Annotated in this window: 22 protein-coding genes and 1 riboswitch; of the genes, 14 read left to right on the top strand and 8 right to left on the bottom strand. The window is 38.6% G+C overall.

The genetic code is table 11. The annotated features are described in order from the left end of the window. The first annotated feature begins 8 nt into the window (after positions 1 to 8). The gene (locus KK060_RS00695; RefSeq protein ID WP_254151476.1) at positions 9 to 2,321 is read left to right on the top strand and encodes a penicillin-binding protein 1A; all 2,313 of its coding nucleotides are present in this window, start codon (positions 9 to 11) and stop codon (positions 2,319 to 2,321) included. 9 nt (positions 2,322 to 2,330) lie between these two features. Here the strand turns inward: KK060_RS00695 and KK060_RS00700 are convergent, their stop codons facing one another. Next, positions 2,331 to 2,663 carry a hypothetical protein gene (locus tag KK060_RS00700; protein ID WP_254151477.1) on the bottom strand — a complete coding sequence of 111 codons (333 nt, stop codon included), beginning with the start codon at positions 2,661 to 2,663 and terminating at the stop codon, positions 2,331 to 2,333. A gap of 560 nt (positions 2,664 to 3,223) precedes the next feature. Here KK060_RS00700 and KK060_RS00705 point away from each other — a divergent pair. Both KK060_RS00705 and KK060_RS00710 read left to right on the top strand, forming a co-directional pair. Next, positions 3,224 to 3,889, top strand: a complete 666-nt coding sequence (locus KK060_RS00705; protein WP_254151478.1) for an alpha/beta hydrolase family protein — start codon at positions 3,224 to 3,226, stop codon at positions 3,887 to 3,889. A 217-nt stretch (positions 3,890 to 4,106) separates the two neighbouring features. Then, complete coding sequence (locus tag KK060_RS00710; RefSeq protein WP_254151479.1) at positions 4,107 to 4,325, top strand: KGG domain-containing protein; 219 nt, start codon at positions 4,107 to 4,109, stop codon at positions 4,323 to 4,325. An 80-nt stretch (positions 4,326 to 4,405) separates the two neighbouring features. On the opposite strand, the gene malQ is transcribed toward KK060_RS00710, so the two are convergent. Both malQ and glgX read right to left on the bottom strand, forming a co-directional pair. After that, positions 4,406 to 5,923: a 4-alpha-glucanotransferase gene (gene malQ / locus KK060_RS00715; RefSeq protein WP_254151480.1), complete on the bottom strand. Its 1,518-nt coding sequence runs from the start codon at positions 5,921 to 5,923 to the stop codon at positions 4,406 to 4,408. Positions 5,924 to 5,938: 15 nt separating this feature from the next. Continuing rightward, positions 5,939 to 8,071 (bottom strand): glycogen debranching protein GlgX, encoded by a 2,133-nt coding sequence (glgX, locus tag KK060_RS00720; protein WP_254151481.1) that lies wholly within the window; start codon positions 8,069 to 8,071, stop codon positions 5,939 to 5,941. 136 nt (positions 8,072 to 8,207) lie between these two features. Here glgX and treZ point away from each other — a divergent pair, with 136 nt between their 5' ends. From treZ to KK060_RS00735, 3 genes are all read left to right on the top strand, one after another. Next, positions 8,208 to 10,025: a malto-oligosyltrehalose trehalohydrolase gene (gene treZ / locus KK060_RS00725; RefSeq protein ID WP_254151482.1), complete on the top strand. Its 1,818-nt coding sequence runs from the start codon at positions 8,208 to 8,210 to the stop codon at positions 10,023 to 10,025. Positions 10,026 to 10,027: 2 nt separating this feature from the next. Next, entirely contained in the window at positions 10,028 to 12,715 is a 2,688-nt protein-coding gene (gene treY, locus KK060_RS00730) for a malto-oligosyltrehalose synthase (protein ID WP_254151483.1), read from the top strand. A gap of 101 nt (positions 12,716 to 12,816) precedes the next feature. Next, positions 12,817 to 13,014 (top strand): cold-shock protein, encoded by a 198-nt coding sequence (locus KK060_RS00735; RefSeq protein ID WP_254151484.1) that lies wholly within the window; start codon positions 12,817 to 12,819, stop codon positions 13,012 to 13,014. Positions 13,015 to 13,080: 66 nt separating this feature from the next. On the opposite strand, the gene KK060_RS00740 is transcribed toward KK060_RS00735, so the two are convergent. Beyond that, a complete protein-coding gene (locus KK060_RS00740) occupies positions 13,081 to 13,491 on the bottom strand; it encodes an OsmC family protein (RefSeq protein ID WP_254151485.1) in 411 nt (136 codons plus the stop codon). 252 nt (positions 13,492 to 13,743) lie between these two features. Between KK060_RS00740 and KK060_RS00745 the strand changes: the two genes are divergently transcribed. Continuing rightward, positions 13,744 to 14,607: a universal stress protein gene (locus KK060_RS00745; RefSeq protein ID WP_254151486.1), complete on the top strand. Its 864-nt coding sequence runs from the start codon at positions 13,744 to 13,746 to the stop codon at positions 14,605 to 14,607. 46 nt (positions 14,608 to 14,653) lie between these two features. Here the strand turns inward: KK060_RS00745 and KK060_RS00750 are convergent, their stop codons facing one another. Next, positions 14,654 to 16,294: an ABC-F family ATP-binding cassette domain-containing protein gene (locus tag KK060_RS00750; RefSeq protein WP_254151487.1), complete on the bottom strand. Its 1,641-nt coding sequence runs from the start codon at positions 16,292 to 16,294 to the stop codon at positions 14,654 to 14,656. Between the two features lie 15 nt (positions 16,295 to 16,309). On the opposite strand from KK060_RS00750, the gene KK060_RS00755 reads away from it, so the two are divergent. The 3 genes from KK060_RS00755 (at position 16,310) to KK060_RS00765 (ending at position 17,610) form a co-directional block, all read left to right on the top strand. After that, entirely contained in the window at positions 16,310 to 16,936 is a 627-nt protein-coding gene (locus tag KK060_RS00755; protein ID WP_367397449.1) for a DinB family protein, read from the top strand. 121 nt (positions 16,937 to 17,057) lie between these two features. Then, entirely contained in the window at positions 17,058 to 17,228 is a 171-nt protein-coding gene (locus KK060_RS00760; RefSeq protein WP_254151488.1) for a flavin reductase, read from the top strand. A 10-nt stretch (positions 17,229 to 17,238) separates the two neighbouring features. Next, positions 17,239 to 17,610 (top strand): flavin reductase family protein, encoded by a 372-nt coding sequence (locus KK060_RS00765; protein ID WP_254151489.1) that lies wholly within the window; start codon positions 17,239 to 17,241, stop codon positions 17,608 to 17,610. A gap of 44 nt (positions 17,611 to 17,654) precedes the next feature. Here KK060_RS00765 and KK060_RS00770 read toward each other — a convergent pair whose 3' ends face one another. Further along, entirely contained in the window at positions 17,655 to 18,578 is a 924-nt protein-coding gene (locus KK060_RS00770) for a helix-turn-helix domain-containing protein (protein ID WP_254151490.1), read from the bottom strand. 9 nt (positions 18,579 to 18,587) lie between these two features. Continuing rightward, the gene (locus KK060_RS00775) at positions 18,588 to 19,472 is read right to left on the bottom strand and encodes an NmrA family NAD(P)-binding protein (RefSeq protein WP_254151491.1); all 885 of its coding nucleotides are present in this window, start codon (positions 19,470 to 19,472) and stop codon (positions 18,588 to 18,590) included. A gap of 288 nt (positions 19,473 to 19,760) precedes the next feature. Between KK060_RS00775 and KK060_RS00780 the strand changes: the two genes are divergently transcribed. Beyond that, positions 19,761 to 20,510 (top strand): SDR family NAD(P)-dependent oxidoreductase, encoded by a 750-nt coding sequence (locus KK060_RS00780; RefSeq protein WP_254151492.1) that lies wholly within the window; start codon positions 19,761 to 19,763, stop codon positions 20,508 to 20,510. Beyond that, positions 20,491 to 21,174, top strand: a complete 684-nt coding sequence (locus tag KK060_RS00785) for a TetR/AcrR family transcriptional regulator (protein WP_254151493.1) — start codon at positions 20,491 to 20,493, stop codon at positions 21,172 to 21,174. Before KK060_RS00780 ends, KK060_RS00785 begins: the two co-directional genes overlap by 20 nt. 82 nt (positions 21,175 to 21,256) lie before the next feature. Here the strand turns inward: KK060_RS00785 and KK060_RS00790 are convergent, their stop codons facing one another. Beyond that, on the bottom strand, positions 21,257 to 21,532 hold the full coding sequence (locus KK060_RS00790; protein ID WP_254151494.1) for a hypothetical protein: 276 nt from the start codon (positions 21,530 to 21,532) through the stop codon (positions 21,257 to 21,259). 765 nt (positions 21,533 to 22,297) lie between these two features. On the opposite strand from KK060_RS00790, the gene KK060_RS00795 reads away from it, so the two are divergent. Both KK060_RS00795 and KK060_RS00800 read left to right on the top strand, forming a co-directional pair. Beyond that, entirely contained in the window at positions 22,298 to 23,101 is an 804-nt protein-coding gene (locus KK060_RS00795) for an SDR family NAD(P)-dependent oxidoreductase (protein WP_254151495.1), read from the top strand. A gap of 152 nt (positions 23,102 to 23,253) precedes the next feature. Continuing rightward, a riboswitch (TPP riboswitch) is annotated at positions 23,254 to 23,362 on the top strand. Between the two features lie 79 nt (positions 23,363 to 23,441). Further along, on the top strand, positions 23,442 to 23,879 hold the full coding sequence (locus KK060_RS00800; protein ID WP_254151496.1) for a PRC-barrel domain-containing protein: 438 nt from the start codon (positions 23,442 to 23,444) through the stop codon (positions 23,877 to 23,879). Positions 23,880 to 23,894: the final 15 nt, after the last annotated feature.

Here is a 23,894-nt window from a genome sequence, read left to right on the forward strand (position 1 = left end):
TAATATTTATGAATTTTAGTTGGCAGAGAATTAAGAACGGAATTAAAACATTATATCCAAGAAAAGACACTCTCAACATAATTACACGCACAGCGCTGTACGGATTAATAGGAGTACTGGGTTTTGCCTTGGTGCTTGTTACACTTGTATGGATAGGATTTTTTGGTCAATTGCCATCTAAAAGTGATTTGAAGGAAATTCAACATCCATTGGCTAGTGAAGTATATAGTTCTGATAGTGTTTTGCTGGGAAAGTACTATATACAGGATCGATCTCCTGTTGAGGGAAAAGATATACCTGAATCTTTAAAAAAGACACTTGTCGCAACTGAAGATGTGCGCTTTTACCGACATCATGGCATTGATGTAAAAAGTCTTGGACGTGTTTTAGTGAAAAGCATCCTGCTTCAAAACGAATCTTCGGGAGGTGGAAGTACTTTAACGCAACAGCTTGCTAAGAATCTGTTTCCCCGGAAGTCATACGGGTTTCTTTCATTGCCTATTAATAAGGTCAGGGAATATATTATTGCATGGAGAATCGAGAACGTATATTCGAAAGATGAGATTATTGTTCTGTACTTGAATACCATCCCTTTTGCTGACAATACATATGGAATTAAAACTGCAGCAGAAAGGTTCTTTTCTGTTCCTGTAAAATCCCTTACCTGGGATCAGTCTGCCGTGCTTGTAGGAATGTTAAAGGCAACGCACCGTTATAACCCACGTCTTTTTCCTGAGCGCGCTTTGCAGCGTAGAAATGTGGTATTGGCTCAAGTTGCTAAGTATGATTACATAACTGACTTAGAGAAAAAAGCGTTACAGTCAAAACCGCTAGGGCTTCGTTATAGTCATACTGCGTCACATAATATTGGATTGGCACCCTATTTCAGGGCTTACATTCAAAGAGAATTACTTCAATGGTGCAAGGAGAACAAGAAAAAAGATGGTACTCCTTACAATTTATATAAAGATGGTTTGAAAATATACACCACTATCGATTCGCGCATGCAGGCATATGCAGAGTCAGCAGTGCAAGTTCAAATGAAGGCCCTTCAAGCAAAATTTAAAGGGCAAATTAGCAGAAAGCATATTGATGGCATCGCGAAATCTGTTCTCAAAAACTCGAAGCAATTTCAATTGCTGAAAAATGAAGGGCTATCTGAGAAACAGATTATGGACAAGCTCAACAAACCAGTGAAGACTAAAATATTTACCTGGGAAGGAGAGAAGGAAGCTACAATCAGCACATTTGATTCGATAAAACATCACTTACAATTTCTTCAGGCTGGCTTAATTGCAATGGAGCCGCATACAGGTGATGTCAAAGTTTGGGTAGGTGGGATAAATCATCAGTACTTCAAGTACGATCATGTTCGTGAAAGTACAAAACGCCAGGTAGGCTCAACGTTTAAACCTATTTTATATGCTGCAGCACTTGAAAAAGGAATAGGCCCGTGCTCGTATATCTCAGCCAGGAAAACAGTTTATACTAACATGGATGATTGGTCTCCTGAAAACACAAGTGATGAGACTTATGAGATGAAGTACTCCATGGAAGGAGGACTTGCAGGATCAGTAAATACAGTATCGGTTAAGCTGTTGGAAAAGACAGGAATAAATAATGCAATTGTAACTGCAAGAAAGATGGGAATTAACAGTGATCTTCCTGCAGTGCCTTCAATAGCATTAGGCACTCCCTCCATTTCTGTCATGGAGATGGTCGGTGCTTATAGTGTGCTGGCCAATGGCGGGCTTTATGTAAATCGGAAATATCTTACCGCTATTATCGACAGAAAAGGTCGTGTTCTTGAGGATTTTGACAATGACTTAAAACCAGAACGTGCAATTTCGAAGGAAACCTCACAGATGATGGTACATATGCTGAAAAGCGTAGTTTCTGAGGGTACAGCTTCTTCATTAAGGTCTCGGTATGGATTGACGAACGATATTGCCGGTAAGACTGGTACCACGCAATCTAATGTAGATGGTTGGTTTATTGCGATCATGCCTAAGCTTGTAGTAGGAGCGTGGGTGGGGGCAGATGACCCAAGAATGCATTTTAGAAGTACATCGCTTGGTCAAGGTTCAGCAACAGCGCTACCTATTGTTGCACGCTTCGTTCAAAAGGCAAACGAAGATAAAAAGCTTAAAGAAATTATGCAGTCGCGGTTTGCACCACTGCCGGAACATCTCTTATCGCAGTTAGACTGTAAGCCATCAAAGTCTAACCTCAATATCTTTGAAAAGATCTTTAAGAAAAAGAAGAAGGTTAAAATAACTAAGTTTAAAGGAGCAAAGCGGAAGGGAGATTCAGGGAAATAAAAAAAGAGCCTATGCTACGGCTCTTTTGGCTTCTTCAATTAATGCTAAATCTTCTGCGGTAAGTTCGATAGATCGGTCCTTCCTGTTCTGTGCTTCAATAAACGCCTCAAGACTAGGATAGAACTTGAGCCTGTATTTCCATACCAGTTTGCTTCCGATCGCTTCTTTAAATTCTCTTAAAGCAATCTTTTCGTCTACCCAATAGAGGTCATGTACCTCGCCAACAGTATACACAGTGCCTGTGTATCCTGGCATTACTTTTAGGTTGCTGTCGACTATCTTTTCTCTGACTTCTTCTCTGAAATCTGACTTACCTGTGATATATAAAGTTGTCCAACCCATGGTTAGTGTTATACAATTTCTAAATTTGCAGAACGTGAAGTGTTAAATTTTATATAGAGATTCGTTCGCCTAATAATATTTCTTCTATTACTCTTTCTTTAAAAAATAGATACAAATTGTATCTGCGAAACATATGCGTTAAAAATCTTCACGTGTATAAATACGCATCTCGTGGTGCGAAGTTACATAGTTAGAACTAATAATTAGAGGTGCAGTCACAGCGTTGTAAGATTATATTATTGCAATCGTTAGCAAATATTTAATTCGTGTTAACCTTTCTTTTAACCTGATTTACAGCCGCTTAATGACACGCAAGCATACTTTTTAAACCTTAGACATCTTGTGATGCAGATAAGTAAATGAAGAGCGAATCAATGTTTGTTGCGTATCAACGTTGAAGCACTTTATAGTTACAATTAACACCATTACTACAGTTGTTATTTTCCGAGGAGCGCTGTGTATCAAAAAGAGATCATCAATTAATACTATGTTATCAAAGCAGAAATTCAATCTAAGCTTAGTTTTGTACGTTATAATAATTAGTATTTAACTTTTACGATATGGAAATCAAACCCCTTCAAGTTAATATTAGTGATTCAATCGGAGCAGTGTCTGCAGAGATTACACTACCTAGAGAAATGCGAGTAGTGATGACACTAGCCCACGGCGCAGGTGCAGGTATGAATCATTCATTTATGGTGAAGTTAACAAAAGCTTTGGCAGAAGAGCATATTGGAACCGTAAGATTTAATTTTCCTTATATGGAAAAGGGTAAGAAGATACCTGACATTGCCGTGGTGGCAGAGAAAACTGTTCAAGAAATTTTAAAGCATGTATCATCATTGTATAGTCATATCCCTATCGTTGCATCAGGAAAATCCTTTGGGGGGCGAATGACGTCTCAACTGTTAGCAAAGAATCCATTACCATTTGTGAAGGCGATTGTATTTTTTGGATTTCCCTTGCACCCTTCAGGTAAACCGGGAACGCAGAGAGCAGAACACTTGAAAGAAGTTAAAATACCAAAATTATTTTTACAGGGAACCAACGACCTTCTTGCAGAGTTTAGTTTAGTGAGTAGGGTGTGTGATGAATTGATTAATACTACATTGATTCCTATTGAGAATGCAGATCATTCTTTTAAAATAAGGAACAAAGACGCCATTGTTGACTTGTCGAGAAAAACGTCTGAATGGTTATACGGTTCAAATATTTTGTCTGCGTAAACGTTCCGTTAGTACTTCAGGCAATATCCTTGAATAGGGCAAAGTGATGAATACAGTCCTCAATTTGTACCTTGATGTTTATCATAATCAACATTTTACATCGTTTATAAAAGGTAACCAGCACGGCACCTTATTTTTTATTAGACGGATGACTTTATAATTAAATTAAAGCACAACAAAAAAGATTAATGTTCAACTATAATGAAGGGAGTAGAGTATGGAATCTAAAGAAGGCAATTCTAGCAGAACCGCGAATCGCGGATTCGCTTCTATGGATCCTGAACAGCAACGCGCTATCGCCAGAAAAGGTGGGGAGGCAGTGAGCCGTAACAGGGAGCACATGGCACAGATCGGAAGAAAAGGTGGAGAAGCTAGCGGAGCTAATCGCAAGAGTAAAGCAGCTAACCGTTCTAATGAGAACGCACAGCAAGGCTGATTTGTAGGCTTATGGTATAATAAGAGGTTGTAGTAATACAACCTCTTATTGTTTTAATATAATTCTAATCTTTAATTTGTTTAGATTCTGTTGTAAAGCATTATCCATTCAGCAAGTTCTTCCGCTAGCGCTTTAGAAATCTGATTATTCTTTAATCGCCAAAGCCAGTTGTTGTCAACAGATGCGGGGGTGTTAATTCTTGCAGTTTCATCCAGTCCTAAGATGTCCTGCATGGGTATTATGGCAATGTTTGCAACGGAAGCATAGGCTAACCTGGTAAGTTCAATGTGAATATTATGTTCATTCACCTTTTTACCAAGGTAAAAGTTTATATTTTTTTGTTCTGTCTTACCAATATCCTTTCTGTACCAACCCCTTGTAGTGTTATTATCGTGCGTTCCTGAGTACACAATAAAATTAGGTGTATAGTTATGAGGTATATAAGAAGATTGCCCTACGTTGTCACTAAATGCGAATTGGAGGATCTTCATACCCGGAAACTTGTACTTATCCCGAAGGTTGTAAACAGGTTCATTAATATCTCCCAGATCTTCTGCTATAAACGGTAGATGTCCTAACTCTTTTTTTACAGTATTAAAGAAATCAGATCCAGGACCACGTTTCCATTGGCCATTCTTTGCTGTCTTCTCAGAGGCGGGAACTTCCCAATAATCGGCGAATGCCCTGAAGTGATCAAGTCTTACGACATCAAAAAGTTCTATATTCTTTTTAAGTCGTTGAATCCACCAATCGTACTTATTTTGTTTTAATACCTTCCAATTAAATACAGGCATTCCCCATAGTTGGCCATCTTCATTAAAGTAGTCTGGTGGAACCCCCGCAATTCCTTTAGCATTAAGATCGTTGTCTAATGAAAAGATATCAGGATGAGACCAAACATCAGAAGAGTCATAACTCACATAAAAAGGAAGGTCACCAAAAAGCAGGATATTAAACTTTTCGCAATGGGCTTTAAGTTCTGCCCATTGCTTAATGAAAATGTATTGTAGCCACTTGATGTAATCGATAGTTCCTTTATTGTCTTCCTTTATTTTCTTCAGGGAAGCACTCTTTCTAAATTTAAACTCATCGGGCCATTCATACCAAGGCTTTCCTTTAAACTGCTGCTTCAAAGTGGTGTACAGCGCAAAATCGTTTAACCAAGATGCCTCTCTTTTCACGAAGGTTTCAAAAGCGTTTAACTCCTTCTTTTTACGCACAAAACTATTGTATGCTTTTTTAAGAAGTTTTGCTTTCACAACTTCGGCTTCTTCAAAGTTTACTTTACCACTGTTTTTTACTGCTGCTTGGTCAAGGTCATTTTGCGATAGCAAACCATCCTCCATTAACTTGTCAGGACTAATCAGTAATGTGTTGCATGCAATACTGGAGTTTGCGCTGTAGGGAGAATACCCTTGTGCCTTCTCTATAGGACTAAGCGGCAGTAACTGCCAATATGTTTGTTTAGATTGGTTCAGGAAATCAATAAATTTATGTGCTTCAGGTCCTATATCTCCAATGCCATACGGAGATGGCAATGAAGTTATATGAAGCAAAATCCCAGCGCTTCTTTTATCAAAAGGTTTTTTGCTTTCCATTTTAAGTAGTAATAGTTAAGCTTTGTCTAACGGATGATGCAAAATGATAATTGAACGACCTTCAACAACGATATTCTGTTCGGGGCCATACTTTTCTTCAGAACCTCCGATTATATTCTTATGTGTATCCAGTATCTTATACCATTCCTTCCCATATTTTGAAGGAGGAAGTTTATATTCAAGAGCTTCATGATGCGCATTGAATATTACATAGAAGTGATCATCTGCTATCTGCTCTCCTTTACTGCCTACAGCATGCAAGCCCTTCCCATTAAGAAATACGGCTAAGGATTTTGCAAATGAATTATTCCAATGTTCTTCTGTCATTTCTGTGCCTTCAGGAAGAAACCATGCGATGTCTTCTACTCCTACACCCTTAATTGGTTGACCTTGAAACCAACGTCTTCTGCAGAATACAGCATGGTTTTTTCTAAGTTCAATCAACTTCTGGGTAAACTCCAATAACTGTGCGTCTGCTTTTGACCAATCTAACCATGAAATTTCGTTATCCTGGCAATACGCATTATTGTTTCCGTTTTGAGAACGACTTATTTCATCACCTGCAACAATCATCGGCACACCCTGAGATATAAACAATGTGGTTAAAAAGTTCCGTTTTTGCTTTTGCCTTAGTTCTATAATAGCAGGATCATCAGTTGGACCTTCGGCACCACAATTCCAAGATCTGTTATGGCTCTCACCATCCTGGTTGTTTTCACCATTGGCATCGTTATGCTTCTCGTTATAAGAAACAAGATCATGAAGTGTGAAGCCATCATGTGCAGTAATGAAGTTTATACTTGCAGTAGGTCGCCGGTAGTCACCCTGATATAAGTCCGGGCTTCCGGTGAAGCGCGCTGCAAATTCTCCCAACATACTATCCGCCCCGCGCCAGTAGTCTCTGACACAATCGCGATACTTACCATTCCATTCAGACCAACCTGGAGGGAAATTACCAACCTGATATCCACCTTCACCAATGTCCCAAGGTTCGGCAATGAGTTTTACCTGAGAAATGATCGGATCCTGGTGGATGATGTCGAAGAAAGAACTTAAGCGGTCAACCTCATGAAGTTCGCGGGCAAGTGTTGCCGCCAAGTCAAACCTAAAGCCATCTACCTGCATTACTTGTATCCAGTAACGGAGGCTGTCCATCATTAAACGAAGTACGTTCGGAAGATTGGCGTTTAGGGTATTACCAGTTCCTGTATAATCCATATAATATCGTTTGTCTTCTGTTAAACGATAATAGGATGCATTATCAATACCTTTAAAGGATAGGGTTGGCCCCATGTGATTTCCTTCTCCCGTATGGTTATACACAACGTCAAGTATAACTTCAATACCAGCGCGGTGAAGCTCCTTTACCATATTTTTGAACTCCTCTACCTGGCAACCAGTTGTTCTGCAACTTGAGTATCTGATATCCGGTGCAAAGAAGCCAATTGAGTTATAGCCCCAATAGTTAGTTAAACCTTTTTCCTTTAAATGTCTGTCAGCAACAAAATGATGGACAGGCATTAATTCAACTGCAGTTACCCCCAATTTTTTCAGATAGTCAATAGTTACGGGGTGGGCAAGCGCTGCATAAGATCCCTTAATTCCATCAGGTATTTGGGGATGTAGTTGAGTAAAACCTTTTACATGTGTTTCATAGATTACTGACCTATGATAAGGTATTTTGGGTTGTTTAACTCCTTCCCAGTCAAACCTGTCGTCAATGACAACACTCTTCGGTACAAAGGGAGCGCTATCCAATTTGCTAAAACTCAAATCCTCATCTGGATGACCTATTTCATAGCTGAACAAAGCATCACTCCAGTCGATCGTTCCGGATATCGCTTTTGCATAAGGATCAATCAAAAGTTTGTTGGGATTAAATCGATGTCCTTGTGTAGGTTCATAAGGTCCATGTACACGGTAACCATAAAGTTGACCGGGTTTACAATCAGGAATATAGCAATGCCATATCTGATGTGTGCGCTCTTTTATCTTTAATCGTCTTGATTCGGATTTACTTTCTTCATTATCGAAGAAACATAATTCTACTGCTGTAGCATTCTCAGCAAAAAGGGCAAAGTTTACTCCATTGCCGTCATAGGTCGCGCCTAGCGGATAAGGACTGCCGGGATAAATATTAGTGCTCAAAGGTTAAGATTATAAATGTTGAACACGAGACCAAAGTAAAAATCTGTGCCCTTCAGGCGGTGTATATCGTTTACTTCCGGGTGCTGCTGTTTACAAATGGCATGTAATTTTAAAATCTAAAAGAAAAACGTAATCGATGAATTACATAGCTAAGCCTGTTGGTTCTTTCTATAAAGATAGTGCATGTGAGTTTGTTGTCTGGGCACCCCAGCGCGAACAAGTAAGTTTAATAATTAATGATAAGACATATCCATTAAGAAAAGATGATTTAGGATATTGGTCTGCTACCATCAAAGAAGCTGGTCCGGGAACTCAATATAAATACCAGCTTGATGGAGATAAGATATTGCCAGATCCGGCTTCCCGTGCTCAAACCCAAGGTGTTCATGGTCCATCATCTGTAGTGGATCCCGAATTCAACTGGAATGACTCCGATTGGATGGGAATACCGTTAGGTGAAATGATCATGTATGAATTACACGTTGGTACATTTACGAAGGAAGGAACGTTTGCATCCATTATTCCTAAACTTCCATATCTGAAGGATCTGGGGGTTAATGCAATAGAGCTGATGCCTGTTGCTCAGTTTCCCGGATCACGAAACTGGGGTTATGACGGTGTCTATCCGTTTGCCGTTCAGGATAGTTATGGAGGAGTAAAAGGTTTAAAGGAACTTGTAAATGAATGTCACCGGCAAGGTATCGCGGTTGTACAAGATGTTGTTTATAATCACTTAGGCCCTGAGGGCAATTATTTATCTGAATATGGGCCTTACTTTACCGATAAGTATAAAACAAACTGGGGCAAGGCCATTAATTATGATGATGCCTGGTGTGACGGTGTTCGCAGCTACTATTGGCAAAATGCGCTGATGTGGCTGGATGAATTTCATATTGATGGTTTGCGATTAGATGCTGTTCATGCGATATGGGATGTGAGCTCAAAACATTTCATTGATGAATTGCGAATGAAAGTGAGACAGCTCGAGCAAGAAACAGGTAGAAAAAAAGTGTTGATCGCAGAGTTTGATCTGAATAACCCTAGATATATCAGTTCACCTGAAAAAGGAGGTTACGGTTTAGATGGCCAGTGGGTAGATGAATTTCATCACGCACTTCGCTCTTTAATAACCGAAGATTATAGCGGCTATTATGAGGACTTTGGAACTGCTAAACATCTTGCAAAAGCATTTAAAGATTCCTATGTGTATACTGGTGAATATTCGAAGCATCGAAAGAAGTTCTTCGGCTCATATCCTGAAACTAATACCTTCGATCAATTCGTAGTCTTTTCTCAGAATCACGATCAGGTTGGAAACAGGATGCTGGGCGACCGGCTCACGCATAACATATCTTACGAAGCCTTAAAGCTTGCCGCAGCAGCTGTTATACTATCTCCCTATGTTCCTATGCTTTTTATGGGTGAAGAGTATGGAGAGAAAAATCCGTTTCAATATTTCATAAGTCATACAGATAAAGAGCTGGTTGAACTGGTAAGAAAAGGAAGAAAAGAAGAGTTCTCTTATTTTAAATGGGAAGGTGAAGTACCAGATCCTCAAGGAGAGGAAACGTTTAAACAATGTATTCTTTCCTGGAACTATGAAAAAGATGAGAAGTCGAACACGCTTCTTTCATTTTATAAAAGGCTCATTTCTATAAGAAAAGGAAGCAGGGCATTACAGAATAAGCAACGGCAGTCATTAAATATTTTATTTGTTGATGACGCCACAAAAGTAATTGCACTGCAGAGACAATCTGATAACGAGAGGATGCTTCTTGCTTTTAACTTCAATAAGGCACAACAAACGTTCAATAATTCAGAAAAATTTAAGCTTAAAAAATTATTTGATTCATCTTCTAAAGAATGGCTTGGGCCAGGAGAGATAACCTCCTCAGATGAATCAGCTTCAATCAAACTAAATCCAGAATCAGTATTGATTTTCGAAATTCAATAAAAATGAAAGTACCATCATCTACCTATAGAATACAACTTCATAAAGATTTTACCTTTAAACAACTGGGGGAAATTATAGATTACCTCCAAACGCTTGGCATCTCAACCGTTTATGCTGCTCCCATATTAAGGTCAAGACCGGGAAGTATGCATGGATATGATGTTGTAGATCCACATACAATAGATCCTGAAGTAGGGCGGGAGGCAGAGTTTAAAAGCCTCTCTTCTACATTAAAAACTAAACAAATGACATGGCTTCAGGACATTGTTCCAAACCATATGGCTTTTGACGTAAAGAATAAAAGGCTTATGGATGTGCTTGAGCGGGGTAACTTCTCACCATATTATAATTATTTTGACATTAACTGGAATCATCCTGATACCGAGCTTAAAGGCAAGGTGTGTGTGCCTTTTCTCGGAAAGACATTACAAGACTGTGTCAAGGATAAGGAAGTTAAGGTGGGATTTTCAGGGAAAGGGTTTACTGTCGATTATTATGATACAAGTTACCCTTTGTCTGTCTCAGCGTTTCAGCAAATAACCACCAATCCAGATCTGAGAGCCGTACTAAAGCAATACGTAGATGAAGCTAAAAAATCTACATCGCTTGATGAATGGCTTCAATACAAGAAGAAATGGATTAACGATGTAAAGGATAATGATGCTTTAGTTAAAAATGTTGAAGCAGAATGCGCAAGAATTAATAATAGCGAAGATTGTCTTCAGGCGGTATTTCAATCGCAGTTCTACCTTCTTGAGTTCTGGAAGAATTCAGAAAAACGGATTAACTATAGAAGGTTTTTTACAGTGAATGAACTGATTTGCCTTCGTATGGAAGATAAGGCTGTATTCGATGAATATCATCAGTTTCTAAACGGTCTTTATAAAGACGATTATATACAAGGTGTTCGGATTGATCATATTGATGGATTGCAAGATCCTACTGCTTATGTTAATAATCTGCGTCAGCTTTTGGGTAAAGATTGCTATATCATCGCGGAGAAAATTCTTGAAGCAAAGGAAGATATGCCAAATTATTGGCCGATAGAAGGTACTAGCGGTTACGAGTTTCTTTCGTATGTGAGCCAGTTGATAACAGATAGACAGGGGGGTAGAAAACTCGTGGATTTTTATAGTTCACTCTTTCCTGATCTTCCGCCTTACAATAAGCTCGTGTATGAGAATAAGAAACTTATTCTCGAAAATTACATGGGAGGTGAGTGGGAAAACCTGATCCAGTTATTTTTTGAGTTAAACTTACAAGGCAACCTCGAAAGAGAACGTCTTAAACAGGGCCTTGCATACCTTATGTTATGTCTTCCTGTTTACAGGATATATCCTGATAAACTTCCTTTAGAGGGAAAAGAATTAGAGGTACTTGAAGAAGCTTTTGCAAAAGCACGGCAGGCATCTAAAGAGTATAATCAGGAGCTTAATCACTTCCATGCCTTGATTACGAAACCTATCAATGATAAAACACAAGAGCAAAACATCCTTCGCTTTACAAAGCGTTTAATGCAATTTACAGGGCCTTTAACAGCAAAAGGTGTTGAAGATACTACATTCTATGTATATAATCCGTTGATCTCGCATGATGAGGTAGGGGATGCTCCATCAACTCTGGGCATATCCATACAGACATATCACGCCAAGATGGTAAACAGGCAGAAGTCAACACCGTTATCACTCAATGCTACAGCTACGCATGACACGAAACGGGGAGAAGATGCCCGCCTGAGACTGAATATACTAAGTGAACTTCCTGAAGTATGGATGAAACAAGTAAAGGAATGGATGGCTCTTAATAAAGAACTTCATGAAAATATTGACGGCGTACAAGCCCCATCAATAAATGATGAGTATTTTATTTATCAAACTATTATTGGCGGCTTTCCGGAAGATTTTGTTGTTACAGAAGAGTTCATTAAGCGCGTACAAGAATATTTGATTAAAGCAGTACGCGAGGCTAAGGTAAATAGCAACTGGTCTGCTCCAAATGAAGCGTATGAAAATGCGTGTTTAAAATTTATTGAAACTATCTTAAGTGAGTCACATGCATTTCTAAAAGCCTTTGTTCCATTTGAAGAAGTTATTGTTAAATATGCGCATATCTATGCACTTTGCCAGACACTAATAAAGATTACTTCTCCTGGTATACCCGATATTTATCAGGGATGCGAGCTGTGGGATTTGAGCTTTGTGGATCCGGATAACAGGAGACCGGTAGATTATAAGAAAAGAATTTCGATTTTAAATGAGATAGTAGAAAAAGAAAAGGAAGGAGCAGCAACTTTGTTCCCATTCCTGAAGTCGAAACGCAGAGAGGGGTATGAAAAGCTATTTGTAACCTGGAAGTCGCTTAATTTCAGAAAGCAGGTTAATGAAGTGTTCACAAAAGGGGAGTACATTCCACTTGAAGTGGGGGGTAAAGATGCGATCGTAATGGCCTTTGCGCGAGTATACCAAGGCCGCTGGGCAATTATAGCGGTACCTCTTGCGCTTGCTAAAAATAGTGAATTGGAGCAACCTTATGCAGATGATCTTAATGAACAACGATACATAGCACTACCAATTGGGGCACCTGCTGAATGGAAAAATGTGTTTACCGGGGAATCTATTAAAAGTGACAAGAAGTTGACTATTTTCGACGTTTTCAAAGATTTCCCTGTTGCTTTGTTAATTAATATATAATTTTTTTATACTTCTCGAACGCTTTTAGTGAATGAGTGGTTGTATAGTCAGTCAATAGTAATATCTTTGACAATTATTAATTATCACCATTATTATCACAAATGAAAGAAGGAGTAGTAAAGTTCTTCAATGAATCCAAGGGATTTGGTTTTGTTAGAGAAACAGCAACGGGCAAAGAATACTTTGTTCACGTAACAGGTCTTTTGGTAGACAACATCTATGAAAACGATGAAGTCACTTTTGAACTGAAAGAAGGAAAAAAAGGATTGAATGCAGTTAACGTAAGATTAGCTAAATAATATAGATCATCAATTTTCCATTTAAACCCTCTGGTACTCCCAGAGGGTTTTTTATTATCAATAAACTTAAAGAAGTGTAGCTTCTAATTTTATTGAAGTATTTAAAAGCTTTGAAATAGGACAGTTTTTCTCTGCATCTTCAGCACAAGCCTGGAACTTCTCTTTGCTAATCCCCGGTACTTTTGCCTGTAATTTTAAAAGCGATTCAGTAATAGCCCCATTCTCGAAATTTATAAAGCATTCTGTATTTATTTCGTCGGCAGTAAATCCCGCCTCGTTTAAAACAAAACTTAACTTCATGCTAAAGCATCCTGCATGGGCTGCAGCAATTAGCTCTTCAGGGTTTGTTCCTTTACCTTCTGCAAAACGTGTGTTAAAAGAATACTGCGTTTTGTCCAGGACGGTGCTTTGCGTTGTAAGGGTTCCGTTACCTTCTTTTCCGGAGCCTTTCCAGATGGCTGTTGCTTTTCTTTTCATGTATTAGAATATTTTAGGTTAACTTCATTGCATTTAACAATGTTGCTAGCTTTAAGCGAAGCACACATTGTAAACGCATTCTGTATAAGCGTAAAATTAATAATCTATAGCATTATTGAAGCTTGGTAACAAATAATTCATCTCGCCTCATGTAGAATAAGAACCACATAAACAAGGATTTATAACTTGAGGTTATTAAATGCTAACGAGTGAAACAGCAGGCTCAAATTTTTCTATTTGCTATCGTGTGCTATGAAAAAAATACTTGTACCTACTGACCTCTCGTCTATTGCAGAACTGGGTTTAAAACTGGCAACTGAAATAGCTAAGCCCTGCCGTGCCACTATTTATCTCGTCAATTTTATAAAACATCCATTAGGGGTGACTTTTGCTGCCACTGGGGATCTAACGATAAAAGATGATACCGAGCAAGAGGTCTATACGGTAGAAATATTGAAGATGGTAAAAGAAAGGTTGGAGGAGATTGCAAATCAATACCGCCGCGAGGGGTTTACTATTGAAACAGCAGTTGTAGATAATGAGTTTAAATCAGGTATTGATGAATACTTAAAAGCTGAAGCTATTGATCTTGTGGTAATGGGAACATCGGGTCAGGAGAATGCGAAAGAAGTATTTACAGGGAACCATACAGAACAGGCGATAAAGGTATCAGCCTGTCCTGTGCTTTCAGTACGCGATGGATTTGAATCTACGTATTTCAATAACCTGGTAGTAGGGGTAAATGTTATCCCGGATCTTCAACTTGCAGATGGTTTGAGAAGTATTACATTGGTAAGTGAATGTTTCAATTCAAAGATACACCTTGTCCATGTAAGGGATAAGGCCTCTGATTCTACCTTATTATTGGATGAATACTTCAATCGTATAGCTCAGATTGCCCAGCTTACAAATTATGTGATTCGCATTATTGACGCAGATGACACGGCGGATGGATTACTAAACTATGCACAGGAGGTAAAGGCCGGACTAATAGCCATTATTAAAAATAGTAAGGAAGGTATCTTTAGGATTTTCTCAAATCATCTCTCGGATAGGATTGTAAAAGAGCAAGGCGGGCCTGTAATAACGGTTAACCTTAACAATACAAATGATTGATCAGTTTAGAAGCAGAAGCATAACTTCTGCCTCTAAATATGTTACTCTACTTTGCTGTTCTTTCAATTTCACGAAGATTCTCCATCTTTTTATTTTTTAGGAACCCATTGATATCCTCGAAGTGCTCCTTAATTCGCTTATTCCCAAATTCAAATACCTTTTCTGCAAGACCATCAAGAAAATCACGATCGTGAGAAACCAGAATAATGGTACCATCAAATGCTTTTAATGCATCCTTAAGAATATCTTTAGTCTTTATATCAAGATGGTTAGTTGGTTCATCAAGAATAAGAAGATTTACAGGTTGAAGAAGTAATTTTATCATGGCAAGACGAGTCCTCTCACCACCTGATAAAAACTTGACTTTCTTTTCGATGGTATCACCACTAAACATGAAGGCACCGAGAATGTCGCGTATCTTGGTTCTCATGTCTCCTTCCGTGATGTAATCGATGGTTTGATATACTGTTAATTCCTCATCCAGTAATGACGCCTGGTTTTGTGCAAAATAGCCGATCATGCAGTTATGCCCTAGTTGGAGTTTACCTTCAAAATCAGTTTCGCCCATAATGGCTTTTACCAGTGTTGACTTACCTTCACCGTTTTTACCAACAAAGGCTATCTTTTCACCCCTGGCAATTGTAAGCGATGCATCTTTAAAAACAACATGGTCACCATATTTTTTGGTGAGACCTTCAATAGTTACCGGATAACTACCCGAGCGTGGGGCAGGAGGGAATTTAAGGTTAAGAGCAGAAGTGTCTACCTCGTCTACTTCAATGATCTCCATTTTCTCGAGCATTTTTACCCGTGATTGAACCTGGAGCGTTTTAGAGTAAGTACCTTTAAACCGTTCTATAAAAGCCTGTATGTCTGCAATTTCTTTTTGCTGATCATCGTATTGCTTTTGTTGTTGTTCGCGTCTCTCTTTTCTGAGTTGAAGGTATTGGGTATACTTAACCTTGTAGTCATAGATCCGTCCCATTGTAACTTCAATGGTTCTGTTTGTAACGTTTTCAACAAAAGCTTTATCGTGAGAGATTATAATAACAGCTTTGGCATTGTTGATCAGGAAATCTTCAAGCCACTGAATTGATTCAATATCCAAGTGGTTTGTTGGCTCATCGAGAAGGATGAGATCAGGTTTTTGAAGCAGTATCTTGGCAAGCTCAATTCGCATACGCCATCCACCACTGAATTCATTGGTGGGCCGGCCGAAATCAGAACGCGAAAAGCCTAAACCCTTTAGTGTCTTTTCAACTTCAGCATCGAAATTGATTTCTTCTATCGAATAATATTTCTCGCTCAGTTCAGATACTTTTTCAATGATTTGAGCATATTCATCTGATTCATAGTCGGTTCTGGTTTCCAGTTGATGGTTTAATTCATCCATCTCCTTTTTCATGTTAAGTATTTTAGAGAAGGCTTTTGAGGCCTCTTCAAATACGGTCGCATTATCTTCCATGAGCAGGTGCTGGGGAAGATAGGCTATAACAGAATCTTTAGGAGCTGAAACCTTGCCCCGGGTAGGTTTATTTACACCAGCAATAATCTTAAGAAGGGTTGATTTACCAGCGCCGTTTTTGCCCATTAGGGCTATCTTATCGTTTTCGTTGATGTTAAAGGTAATGTTGCTAAAAAGAGCCGAACCGTTAAACTCCACGGTTACTGCATCGACTGATATCATGTTGCTTAAAAATAAGTGGCAAAGATATTTATTAAATTTCGCACTGCCTCAACCGGGGTCTACTTTGATATGAATAGTGACGATTTAAATAGCACCGAAATCCAAAAACGGTATAACATAGATAAATCAGAGGTTTGGCAAAGAGGGCCAATAGAGGGCGTACCAGGCCTTTTGCAGCCAGTAGCACATGCATTATTACAATCAATCGAAGATGTTGAAGCTTGCCTGAATAATTTTTCTTCAGACCTCCTATGGATTAAACCTTTAGATATGGCGTCCGTAGGCTTTCATCTTCAGCATCTTACGGGTGTAGTCGATAGGCTTTTTACCTATGCCCGAGGAGAACGTCTATTGGATGACCAACTAAACGCATTGGCTTCTGAAGGTAAACCGCCTTTTGATGGATGTCTGGCACAGCATCTAATCGCAAAATTCAAGACACAAGTAGGAAAAGCAATAACACAGTTAAAAACAACTAATGAAACAACACTGACGGAAGTCAGGGGTGTAGGCAGAAAGCAAATTCCGTCTACTGTAATTGGGCTTCTTTTTCATGCTGCAGAGCATGCACAACGCCATGTGGGCCAATTGCTGGTGACTTCCAAATTAGTCTCCGAATATTCGAAAAGCATAGGTCAATAAACAGGCTAAGCCAACGAGGTTTAATGTCACGTCCTGCTTTTTAATGAATCTGTAAAGTCCAATGCCGGGTATAAATTTTACGACACCTTCTTATTGCATCACCAAAACAGTAAAAAGGCTCATGAAAAATTATCCATTAAATCAGGTAAACAGGTTGTTGGAACCAGGCCCGATTGTATTGGTAACAACCTTTTACAATGAAAAGCCGAATATCATGACAATGGGATTCCACATGATGATTCAGCATGACCCTCCGTTAATTGGTGCGGTCATCGGCCCTTTGGGATTATAGCTATAAAGCCTTGAAAGAAACCAATGAATGTGTTATCGCAATTCCAGGAGCAGACCTGGCAGAGAAAGTTGTTGACATCGGAAATTGTTCAGGAGAGGATACAGATAAATTTGGAAAATTCAGGTTAACTGCGAAAGAAGCGCGCCATGTCAAAGCACCTTTGATAGGGCAATGTATTGCAAATATTGAATGTAAGGTGGTGGATTCACGTATGGTAAGTCAATATAACCTTTTTATTCTTGGGGCTGTTAAGGCGTGGTCCAATTCGGACAGAAAGGAACAACGGACGATGCACCACCATGGTGACGGCACTTTTAAAATTGATGGTAGAACGATAGACTTACGCGAGCGAATGGTTAAGTGGCGGGAATTAGTAGATTAATGAAATACGCCTACAAGTGTCTTTTTGTCTATTGAAGATATTTTTTAATTATTGAAAGACTGTCTGAATTCGAGTGGTGATTGTTTGGTTTTCGTTTTAAAGAGCTTACTAAAGGACTGCGGGTATTCAAAACCGAGTTCAAATGCAATTTCATTAACAGTTAGGCTGGTAGTTGATAACTTTTCTTTTGCCTTTTCGATTAATTTCTCATGAATATGGTGCTGGGTACTTTTGCCAGTTAATACTTTTAGTAATGTGCTTAAATAGTTAGGAGACAAGTTTAATTCATCTGCTATAAACTGAACAGTAGGCAGGCCAGCGCTTATTAAATCTTTGTTGTTAAAATAGTCTTCAAGAAGTATCTCTAACCTTTCTAAAACCTGGTGATTGGTGATCTTTCTGGTAATAAATTGCCTTCGATAAAACCGTTGAGCATAGTTTAGTAGTGTTTCAATCTGAGAAATAACAATAGCCTGACTGAATTCATCTATATTAGAATGGTACTCTTGTCTTATATTTTGGATGATGTTGTTTAAAGTTGTTTCTTCTTTTTCAGAAAGAAATAGGGCTTCGTTTACCTCATAGTCAAAATACTCGTATTTTTTTATATTCTTCGCAAGCGCAGTATTCCATAGAAAGTCAGGGTGGATAAGCAATATCCACCCTGTATGTTGAGGTACTACGTTATTGTTTCGCGAAACACTGAAAACCTGGTGGGGTGCCATAAAAAACAGAACACCGTTATCAAAATCATATTGCTGCTGACCATACCTTATTTTGTAATTTGTAGTTCTTTTCATTGAAATTGAATAAAAATCCAATGTCCAGCTTTCGAAATCCCTTTCGCTATTGTATCCGATAAGACTATAGTCAACCACACTGATTAATGGATGCTCAGGTTGTGGTAACCCTCGCAGTTGATGAAATTGGGTAATGGTTTTGATACGAACGGGCGTGGTGTTTTTCATGATCGCCATTTATTTACTGTGATATATCTCAGAAAACTCATTTGCATAATCTTCAAGCTTTACTTTCGCAAGAGCAGGTTTATTCTGTTCAAAGTGTTCGCTTAGCCTGCCCGTATGTAACGCTTCTCCCAACTCAACGAGATTGAGTGCTACGTTTTCCGGCATACTTCTTTCAAGTAGCGCTTTCAGAACCTGGTCTTTAGGTAAGGCAATCCATTTTAATGTTGGAATGCCTATAGCATTTCCAAGTACTTCAGCTACTTCGCTGCAGGTTCTTTCATCGCTACTAACATAACGAATTGCTTTGAAATTGTTGCCAGTTTCAATCTCTTCGGCAATTGCTTCAGCTATATCTGCCGGCGATACCATCGGTAGTTTATCCTCACCGCCATATACAGCCCCAATAAACCCTACTGCTTTTATCATGTGAATAAACGCAAGTAAATTATAATAGAAATAGGTTGGTCTGATGTGAGTTAGTTGAATCTTTGGAATTGAATTTAAAATTTGCTCGCAGCGATATGAGCCGTTTATAAGACCTGTTCCTGATGGTAGATGTGCACCATAACTGCTTAAGTGAATAACTCTCTTTACTTCAGATTGTCTGATTGCTGCAGCATAGTTGTTTCCTTGGCTCTCATAGTATGTAAGTTGATTAGCATGGCCGAAGTTTGGAGGAATCATACAATATACGGCGTCTGAACCCCTAAAGACCGTGCTCAAAAAGTTGATGTCATCTACTTTGCCAATCGCAGCAGTGGCTCCGAGGCGTTCAATTTCTTTAACTCTTTCCGCACTACTACTGATGATTGTTACATCATGTCCATGTTTAATTAATTGTTGGGAAAGTGGTCTGCTAATGTTTCCTAACGACCCTGTAAGTGCTATTTTCATATTTACGTTTTCTTACAAAGTTGGGCTCATATAAAAGAAATAGTGTTTTTAAATCTAAGATAGTTGTAGTCAAATCTAAGATCTTCAGTTTCTTCTATTAAAATGACTAATTACTTGTATAGTGACTTGCGTTGTCCTTGTAATCTTTAGTTGCTTTATTGATATACTCTTTCCCTGCTATTATATTAAATCGAGAAAAACTTATTTGGAATGTTCGTTCCGTTTTATATACATTTGTGGAACAATCGTTCCGGAATAGAAGTGGTTTTAACTTAAAACGAAAAACAAATGAAATTGAAAGACAAAGTCGCAGTTATTACTGGCGGAAGCTTGGGTATTGGTTTTGCTACAGCAAAACAATTTATTACAGAAGGAGCAAAAGTTGTTATCACAGGTCGCAATCAAAAAGTGCTTGATGACGCAGTAAAAAGTTTAGGTGAGGATGCAGTCGGTGTTCGCTCTGATGCTTCGAACTTAGATGACATAAGCAAACTTGCTGAGCAAGTAAAGTCTCTATTTGGAAAAGTAAACATACTGGTTGTAAACGCAGGTGTATCTTCAATGGAACCGGTGGGACAAATCACGGAAGAAACCTTCCATAGAATAATGGATCTTAATTTTAAGGGAGCTGTGTTTACAACGGAAAAGTTTATTCCGATTCTTTCTGAAGGAGCCTCTGTCATTCATATATCTTCCGTAAGTGCTTTTGCTGTAGCTCCGGGAACGGCAATTTACGCTGCCAGCAAGGCCGCATTAAATGCTTACAGCAGGACTGCTGCCATAGAATTAGCCGCAAAAAACATCCGTGTAAATGCTATTAATCCTGCTATGACAGAAACCGAAATGGTAAATAAAAGTGAGGGACTAAAAGATCTTCATGCATTTTTCAAAAATAAGATGCCGTTTAAGCGATATGCAGAGCCTTCAGAGGTAGCGAAACTCGCAGTTTTTCTCGCTTCTGACGATGCTTCATTTATTTCAGGTGCAGAATACACCATTGACGGTGCAGTAACGGTGAATGAGCCATTCAGAGCATAATTTTTTTTATCTAAATACGGAACGAACGTTCCGTATTTCTTATTTTTGTGAAGGATTAAAATCGCGTCGCAGGGTTTTTATGGCAAGAGCAAAAGTATTTGACGAGCAGTTTATTTTAGACAAAGCAATGAATTTGTTTTGGCAGAAGGGGTATAACGGCACTTCAGCACAAGATCTAGTTGATGGTCTGGGGATAAGTCGCTCAAGTATGTATGATACCTTTGGTGACAAGCACTCTCTTTTCGTAATGGCATTAAAACAGTATCAAAAAGAACGGATAGACCCTGTGATAAAGCAGGCTGCTACTGTAACTGACGTTGAAGGTTACATTCGGGATATTTTTGAATTTGTTAAAGGAGAAGCGCTCCAGGAGGATAGGGGAAAAGGGTGTTTTTTTGTTAATTCTGCTGTGGAGTTAGCACCGGTTGATGAAGAAGTTGCCGACATTTTAAACACTATCATGTATGACTTTGAAAACGCAATTTGCAGTGTCATTAAAAAGGGTCAGGGGTTAGGTATATTTACCAATCAATATGCTGCCCGTTCTCTGGCAAGGTTTATCTTTAACTCTTTGAACGGCTTGCGTGTTACATCTAAGTTTGATGCGAATAAAAAGATGTTCGATGATATCGTCAATGTCTGTCTGTACGCTTTGAAGGCTTAGAGGAAGATTCAGAGTAGGAGTTTACCAGCTACTCTGCTCATTCATCTTTATGACGTTTTTCATGTAGGCATTTACATCTGGATTATTTTACATTCATACTTGATAAAATATCATAGAGTTCCTTTTTCACTCGTTCATTAATATCATTTAATTTCATAGCCACCTCTTCGTTACACTTCTGCTTATTAATACTTCCTGTTTCAAGCAGGCTTATAATCTCATGCTGTTTTTTCATAATAGAAATTAAATAGAGATTGTTTGTGATGGCATATTGCAATAACTGCGCTGACATCATTGCAGGATCTATTTTAAATTCTTTTCCCCCGAAGTCATTGTTCAGCGTCTCATCAATGTTCATGTTCTTTATGGATTAATTCATAAAGGTATATAAAGATTTTTATCTTCTTTAAATGCACTTTCGCACACGGAGATGAACTATTTCGAGAGTAAATCTCCGAGAATTACCTTATCTGGAGGCTGATTAACGGTGTAAACATCCTTTATTTTCATAGTCCTAACCAATTTGTTGCATCCTTAAATTCTGTTTTAAAGGTTACGTCCTGCAAATCGCCCTTACCTCTCTACCCACCCAAACCCCTGTTAGTTACCTGTTTTACCAACAGATAACCCGTAGATAACCCGTATATAATCCGTAGATAACCCGTATATAACCCGTAGATAACCCGTACCTCTAAGAGACGGATTATCTACGGGTCATGTACCTGATATCTTTAAATAATATACCGTTGAAACCGAGGTCAGATTAACCTTGTCTACGGCTCAATGTGTGGTTATTTGTATGTTATATGGGGTGCTAATGGCTTATAAGGGCTATAATGGCTACATTAATAGGTAGAGTATAGCAGAACAGGGTCGAAAATAGCTTCAGTATTAAACGCCTCGAAAGAACAACAGAAGACGCTTCGGAGAGAAGAAACCCCTGAGAATAAGAGTATTGAAGAAAGAAATTACAACTCACATTTTTCGTGTCTAAGTATTACTTCAAGCAATGGTTGAAAACGTTAAGAATAATTGGATACTGTTATTGTTGTTATGGAAGTAACAGCAAATAAACGGGCATGTTTTTTTCGACCTTCCTTGTTCAAACTTAAAATTTTAGCACATGAAGAACGATAAACAACAATATGCTCTTGTGACAGGAGGTACAAGTGGCATTGGGTATGAGCTGGCTAAACTTCTTGCAAAAGATGGTTATAATTTAGTTATTGTAGCACGTACTCAAAGTGATTTACAAAGAGTTGCTAATGAGTTTACACAACAGTTTGGCGTGCAAGTAGACACTGTTTCCATCGATCTTTTCAATCCTGAAAATGCATTTGCGCTATATCATCAAATTGAATCAAAAAACATTAAGATTGATATTTTGGTTAATGACGCCGGGCAAGGAGAGTATGGTGAATTTCTTGATACAGATATCCGAAAGGAATTAAATATCATCGACTTAAACATTTCAAGTTTGGTTGTGCTAACGAAGTTATTTGTAAAAGATATGGTTGCTCGCGGAAGCGGAAGAATCCTTAACCTGTCTTCCATAGCATCTAAGACACCAGGACCATGGCAGTCAGTATATCACGGTACAAAAGCATTTGTGCAGTCATTTACAGAAGCTATCCGAAGCGAGTTGAAAGATTCAGGTGTTACCGTGACTTCGCTACTACCCGGTGCAACAGATACCAATTTCTTTGTGAAGGCTGGTATGGAAAATTCAAAGATGGTGCAGGAGACAAAACTCTCTGATCCAGCAGAGGTGGCGCGAGATGGATACAAAGCTTTAATGAGTGGTGATGATATGGTTGTTTCCGGCTTGAAAAATAAATTGCAAGTTGGAATGGCTAATGTTACACCTGATGCAAAGGCAGCTGATATGATGAAAAAACAGCAGGAGCCTGTTTCACAAGATCACTAGTAATGGCGCGCTTGTTTTGATTGTGATGCATGCTTGCTTCAAGTGGTGAATGACACGGACATTTACACTCCTGCTCTACAATTTAGAAGCGTAAATACTTGAGAAATTGTAGTAAAACCAGAAGGCACGGTTTTTAAACATGTAGGAGCGTTGATCTTTTACAGGAGTGGTATTAACAAATGAAAATTTGAATCTTACCTGAGAACAAATCCTAAACTTGATCTGGGTAATACCAGCGAAAGGAGAAAAGGTTAACTGTTAGAGGCTGTTTTATTATTCAATAATAAGGCAGCCTCTTTAACTTTTATTTATTTCTATGTAGAACTTAAAAAAACAACTTATGGCTACTACGCAGCATACCTATGAAGTCGACAATAAAACCGGAATAAATCATGAGGGGCAGCAGCCGAATATTCCGGTAAGAAGATTAACAGCTACTTCTATAATCGGTGACAGAGTTGAAAACTATTCAGGAGAAGATTTAGGTACTATTAATAACCTGATGGTAAATGTACAAACAGGTGGCATAGAATATGCCGTCATAGAATTTGGATCATTTATTGGAATAGGCGGCAAACTCTTCGCCATTCCTTTTCAAGAACTACAGGTTGATCCCAAACGTCAGATATTCTTGCTAAATCGCGATAAAGATTACTTAAAGCAATCACCCGGGTTTGATAAAGACCATTGGCCAGATACCAATGATCATCAGCGCTCTGATTACTTCAATGACGTTAATACTTACTATAATAAAACGCCTGTTTTTCCAGTGCACTAGTTCTGTTAGATTAAG

The organism is Chryseosolibacter indicum, assembly GCF_018598585.1.
Taxonomy (GTDB): domain Bacteria; phylum Bacteroidota; class Bacteroidia; order Cytophagales; family Cyclobacteriaceae; genus Chryseosolibacter; species Chryseosolibacter indicus.

Excerpts from the sequence above, each read along its gene's own strand:
- KK060_RS00695 (WP_254151476.1), top strand. The coding sequence starts at position 9 with ATGAATTTTAGTTGGCAGAGAATTAAGAACGGAATTAAAACATTATAT.
- KK060_RS00700 (WP_254151477.1), bottom strand. The coding sequence starts at position 2,663 with ATGGGTTGGACAACTTTATATATCACAGGTAAGTCAGATTTCAGAGAA.
- KK060_RS00705 (WP_254151478.1), top strand. The coding sequence starts at position 3,224 with ATGGAAATCAAACCCCTTCAAGTTAATATTAGTGATTCAATCGGAGCA.
- KK060_RS00710 (WP_254151479.1), top strand. The coding sequence starts at position 4,107 with ATGGAATCTAAAGAAGGCAATTCTAGCAGAACCGCGAATCGCGGATTC.
- malQ (WP_254151480.1), bottom strand. The coding sequence starts at position 5,923 with ATGGAAAGCAAAAAACCTTTTGATAAAAGAAGCGCTGGGATTTTGCTT.
- treZ (WP_254151482.1), top strand. The coding sequence starts at position 8,208 with ATGAATTACATAGCTAAGCCTGTTGGTTCTTTCTATAAAGATAGTGCA.
- treY (WP_254151483.1), top strand. The coding sequence starts at position 10,028 with ATGAAAGTACCATCATCTACCTATAGAATACAACTTCATAAAGATTTT.
- KK060_RS00735 (WP_254151484.1), top strand. The coding sequence starts at position 12,817 with ATGAAAGAAGGAGTAGTAAAGTTCTTCAATGAATCCAAGGGATTTGGT.
- KK060_RS00740 (WP_254151485.1), bottom strand. The coding sequence starts at position 13,491 with ATGAAAAGAAAAGCAACAGCCATCTGGAAAGGCTCCGGAAAAGAAGGT.
- KK060_RS00745 (WP_254151486.1), top strand. The coding sequence starts at position 13,744 with ATGAAAAAAATACTTGTACCTACTGACCTCTCGTCTATTGCAGAACTG.
- KK060_RS00750 (WP_254151487.1), bottom strand. The coding sequence starts at position 16,294 with ATGATATCAGTCGATGCAGTAACCGTGGAGTTTAACGGTTCGGCTCTT.
- KK060_RS00760 (WP_254151488.1), top strand. The coding sequence starts at position 17,058 with ATGAAAAATTATCCATTAAATCAGGTAAACAGGTTGTTGGAACCAGGC.
- KK060_RS00770 (WP_254151490.1), bottom strand. The coding sequence starts at position 18,578 with ATGAAAAACACCACGCCCGTTCGTATCAAAACCATTACCCAATTTCAT.
- KK060_RS00775 (WP_254151491.1), bottom strand. The coding sequence starts at position 19,472 with ATGAAAATAGCACTTACAGGGTCGTTAGGAAACATTAGCAGACCACTT.
- KK060_RS00780 (WP_254151492.1), top strand. The coding sequence starts at position 19,761 with ATGAAATTGAAAGACAAAGTCGCAGTTATTACTGGCGGAAGCTTGGGT.
- KK060_RS00785 (WP_254151493.1), top strand. The coding sequence starts at position 20,491 with ATGAGCCATTCAGAGCATAATTTTTTTTATCTAAATACGGAACGAACG.
- KK060_RS00790 (WP_254151494.1), bottom strand. The coding sequence starts at position 21,532 with ATGAACATTGATGAGACGCTGAACAATGACTTCGGGGGAAAAGAATTT.
- KK060_RS00795 (WP_254151495.1), top strand. The coding sequence starts at position 22,298 with ATGAAGAACGATAAACAACAATATGCTCTTGTGACAGGAGGTACAAGT.
- KK060_RS00800 (WP_254151496.1), top strand. The coding sequence starts at position 23,442 with ATGGCTACTACGCAGCATACCTATGAAGTCGACAATAAAACCGGAATA.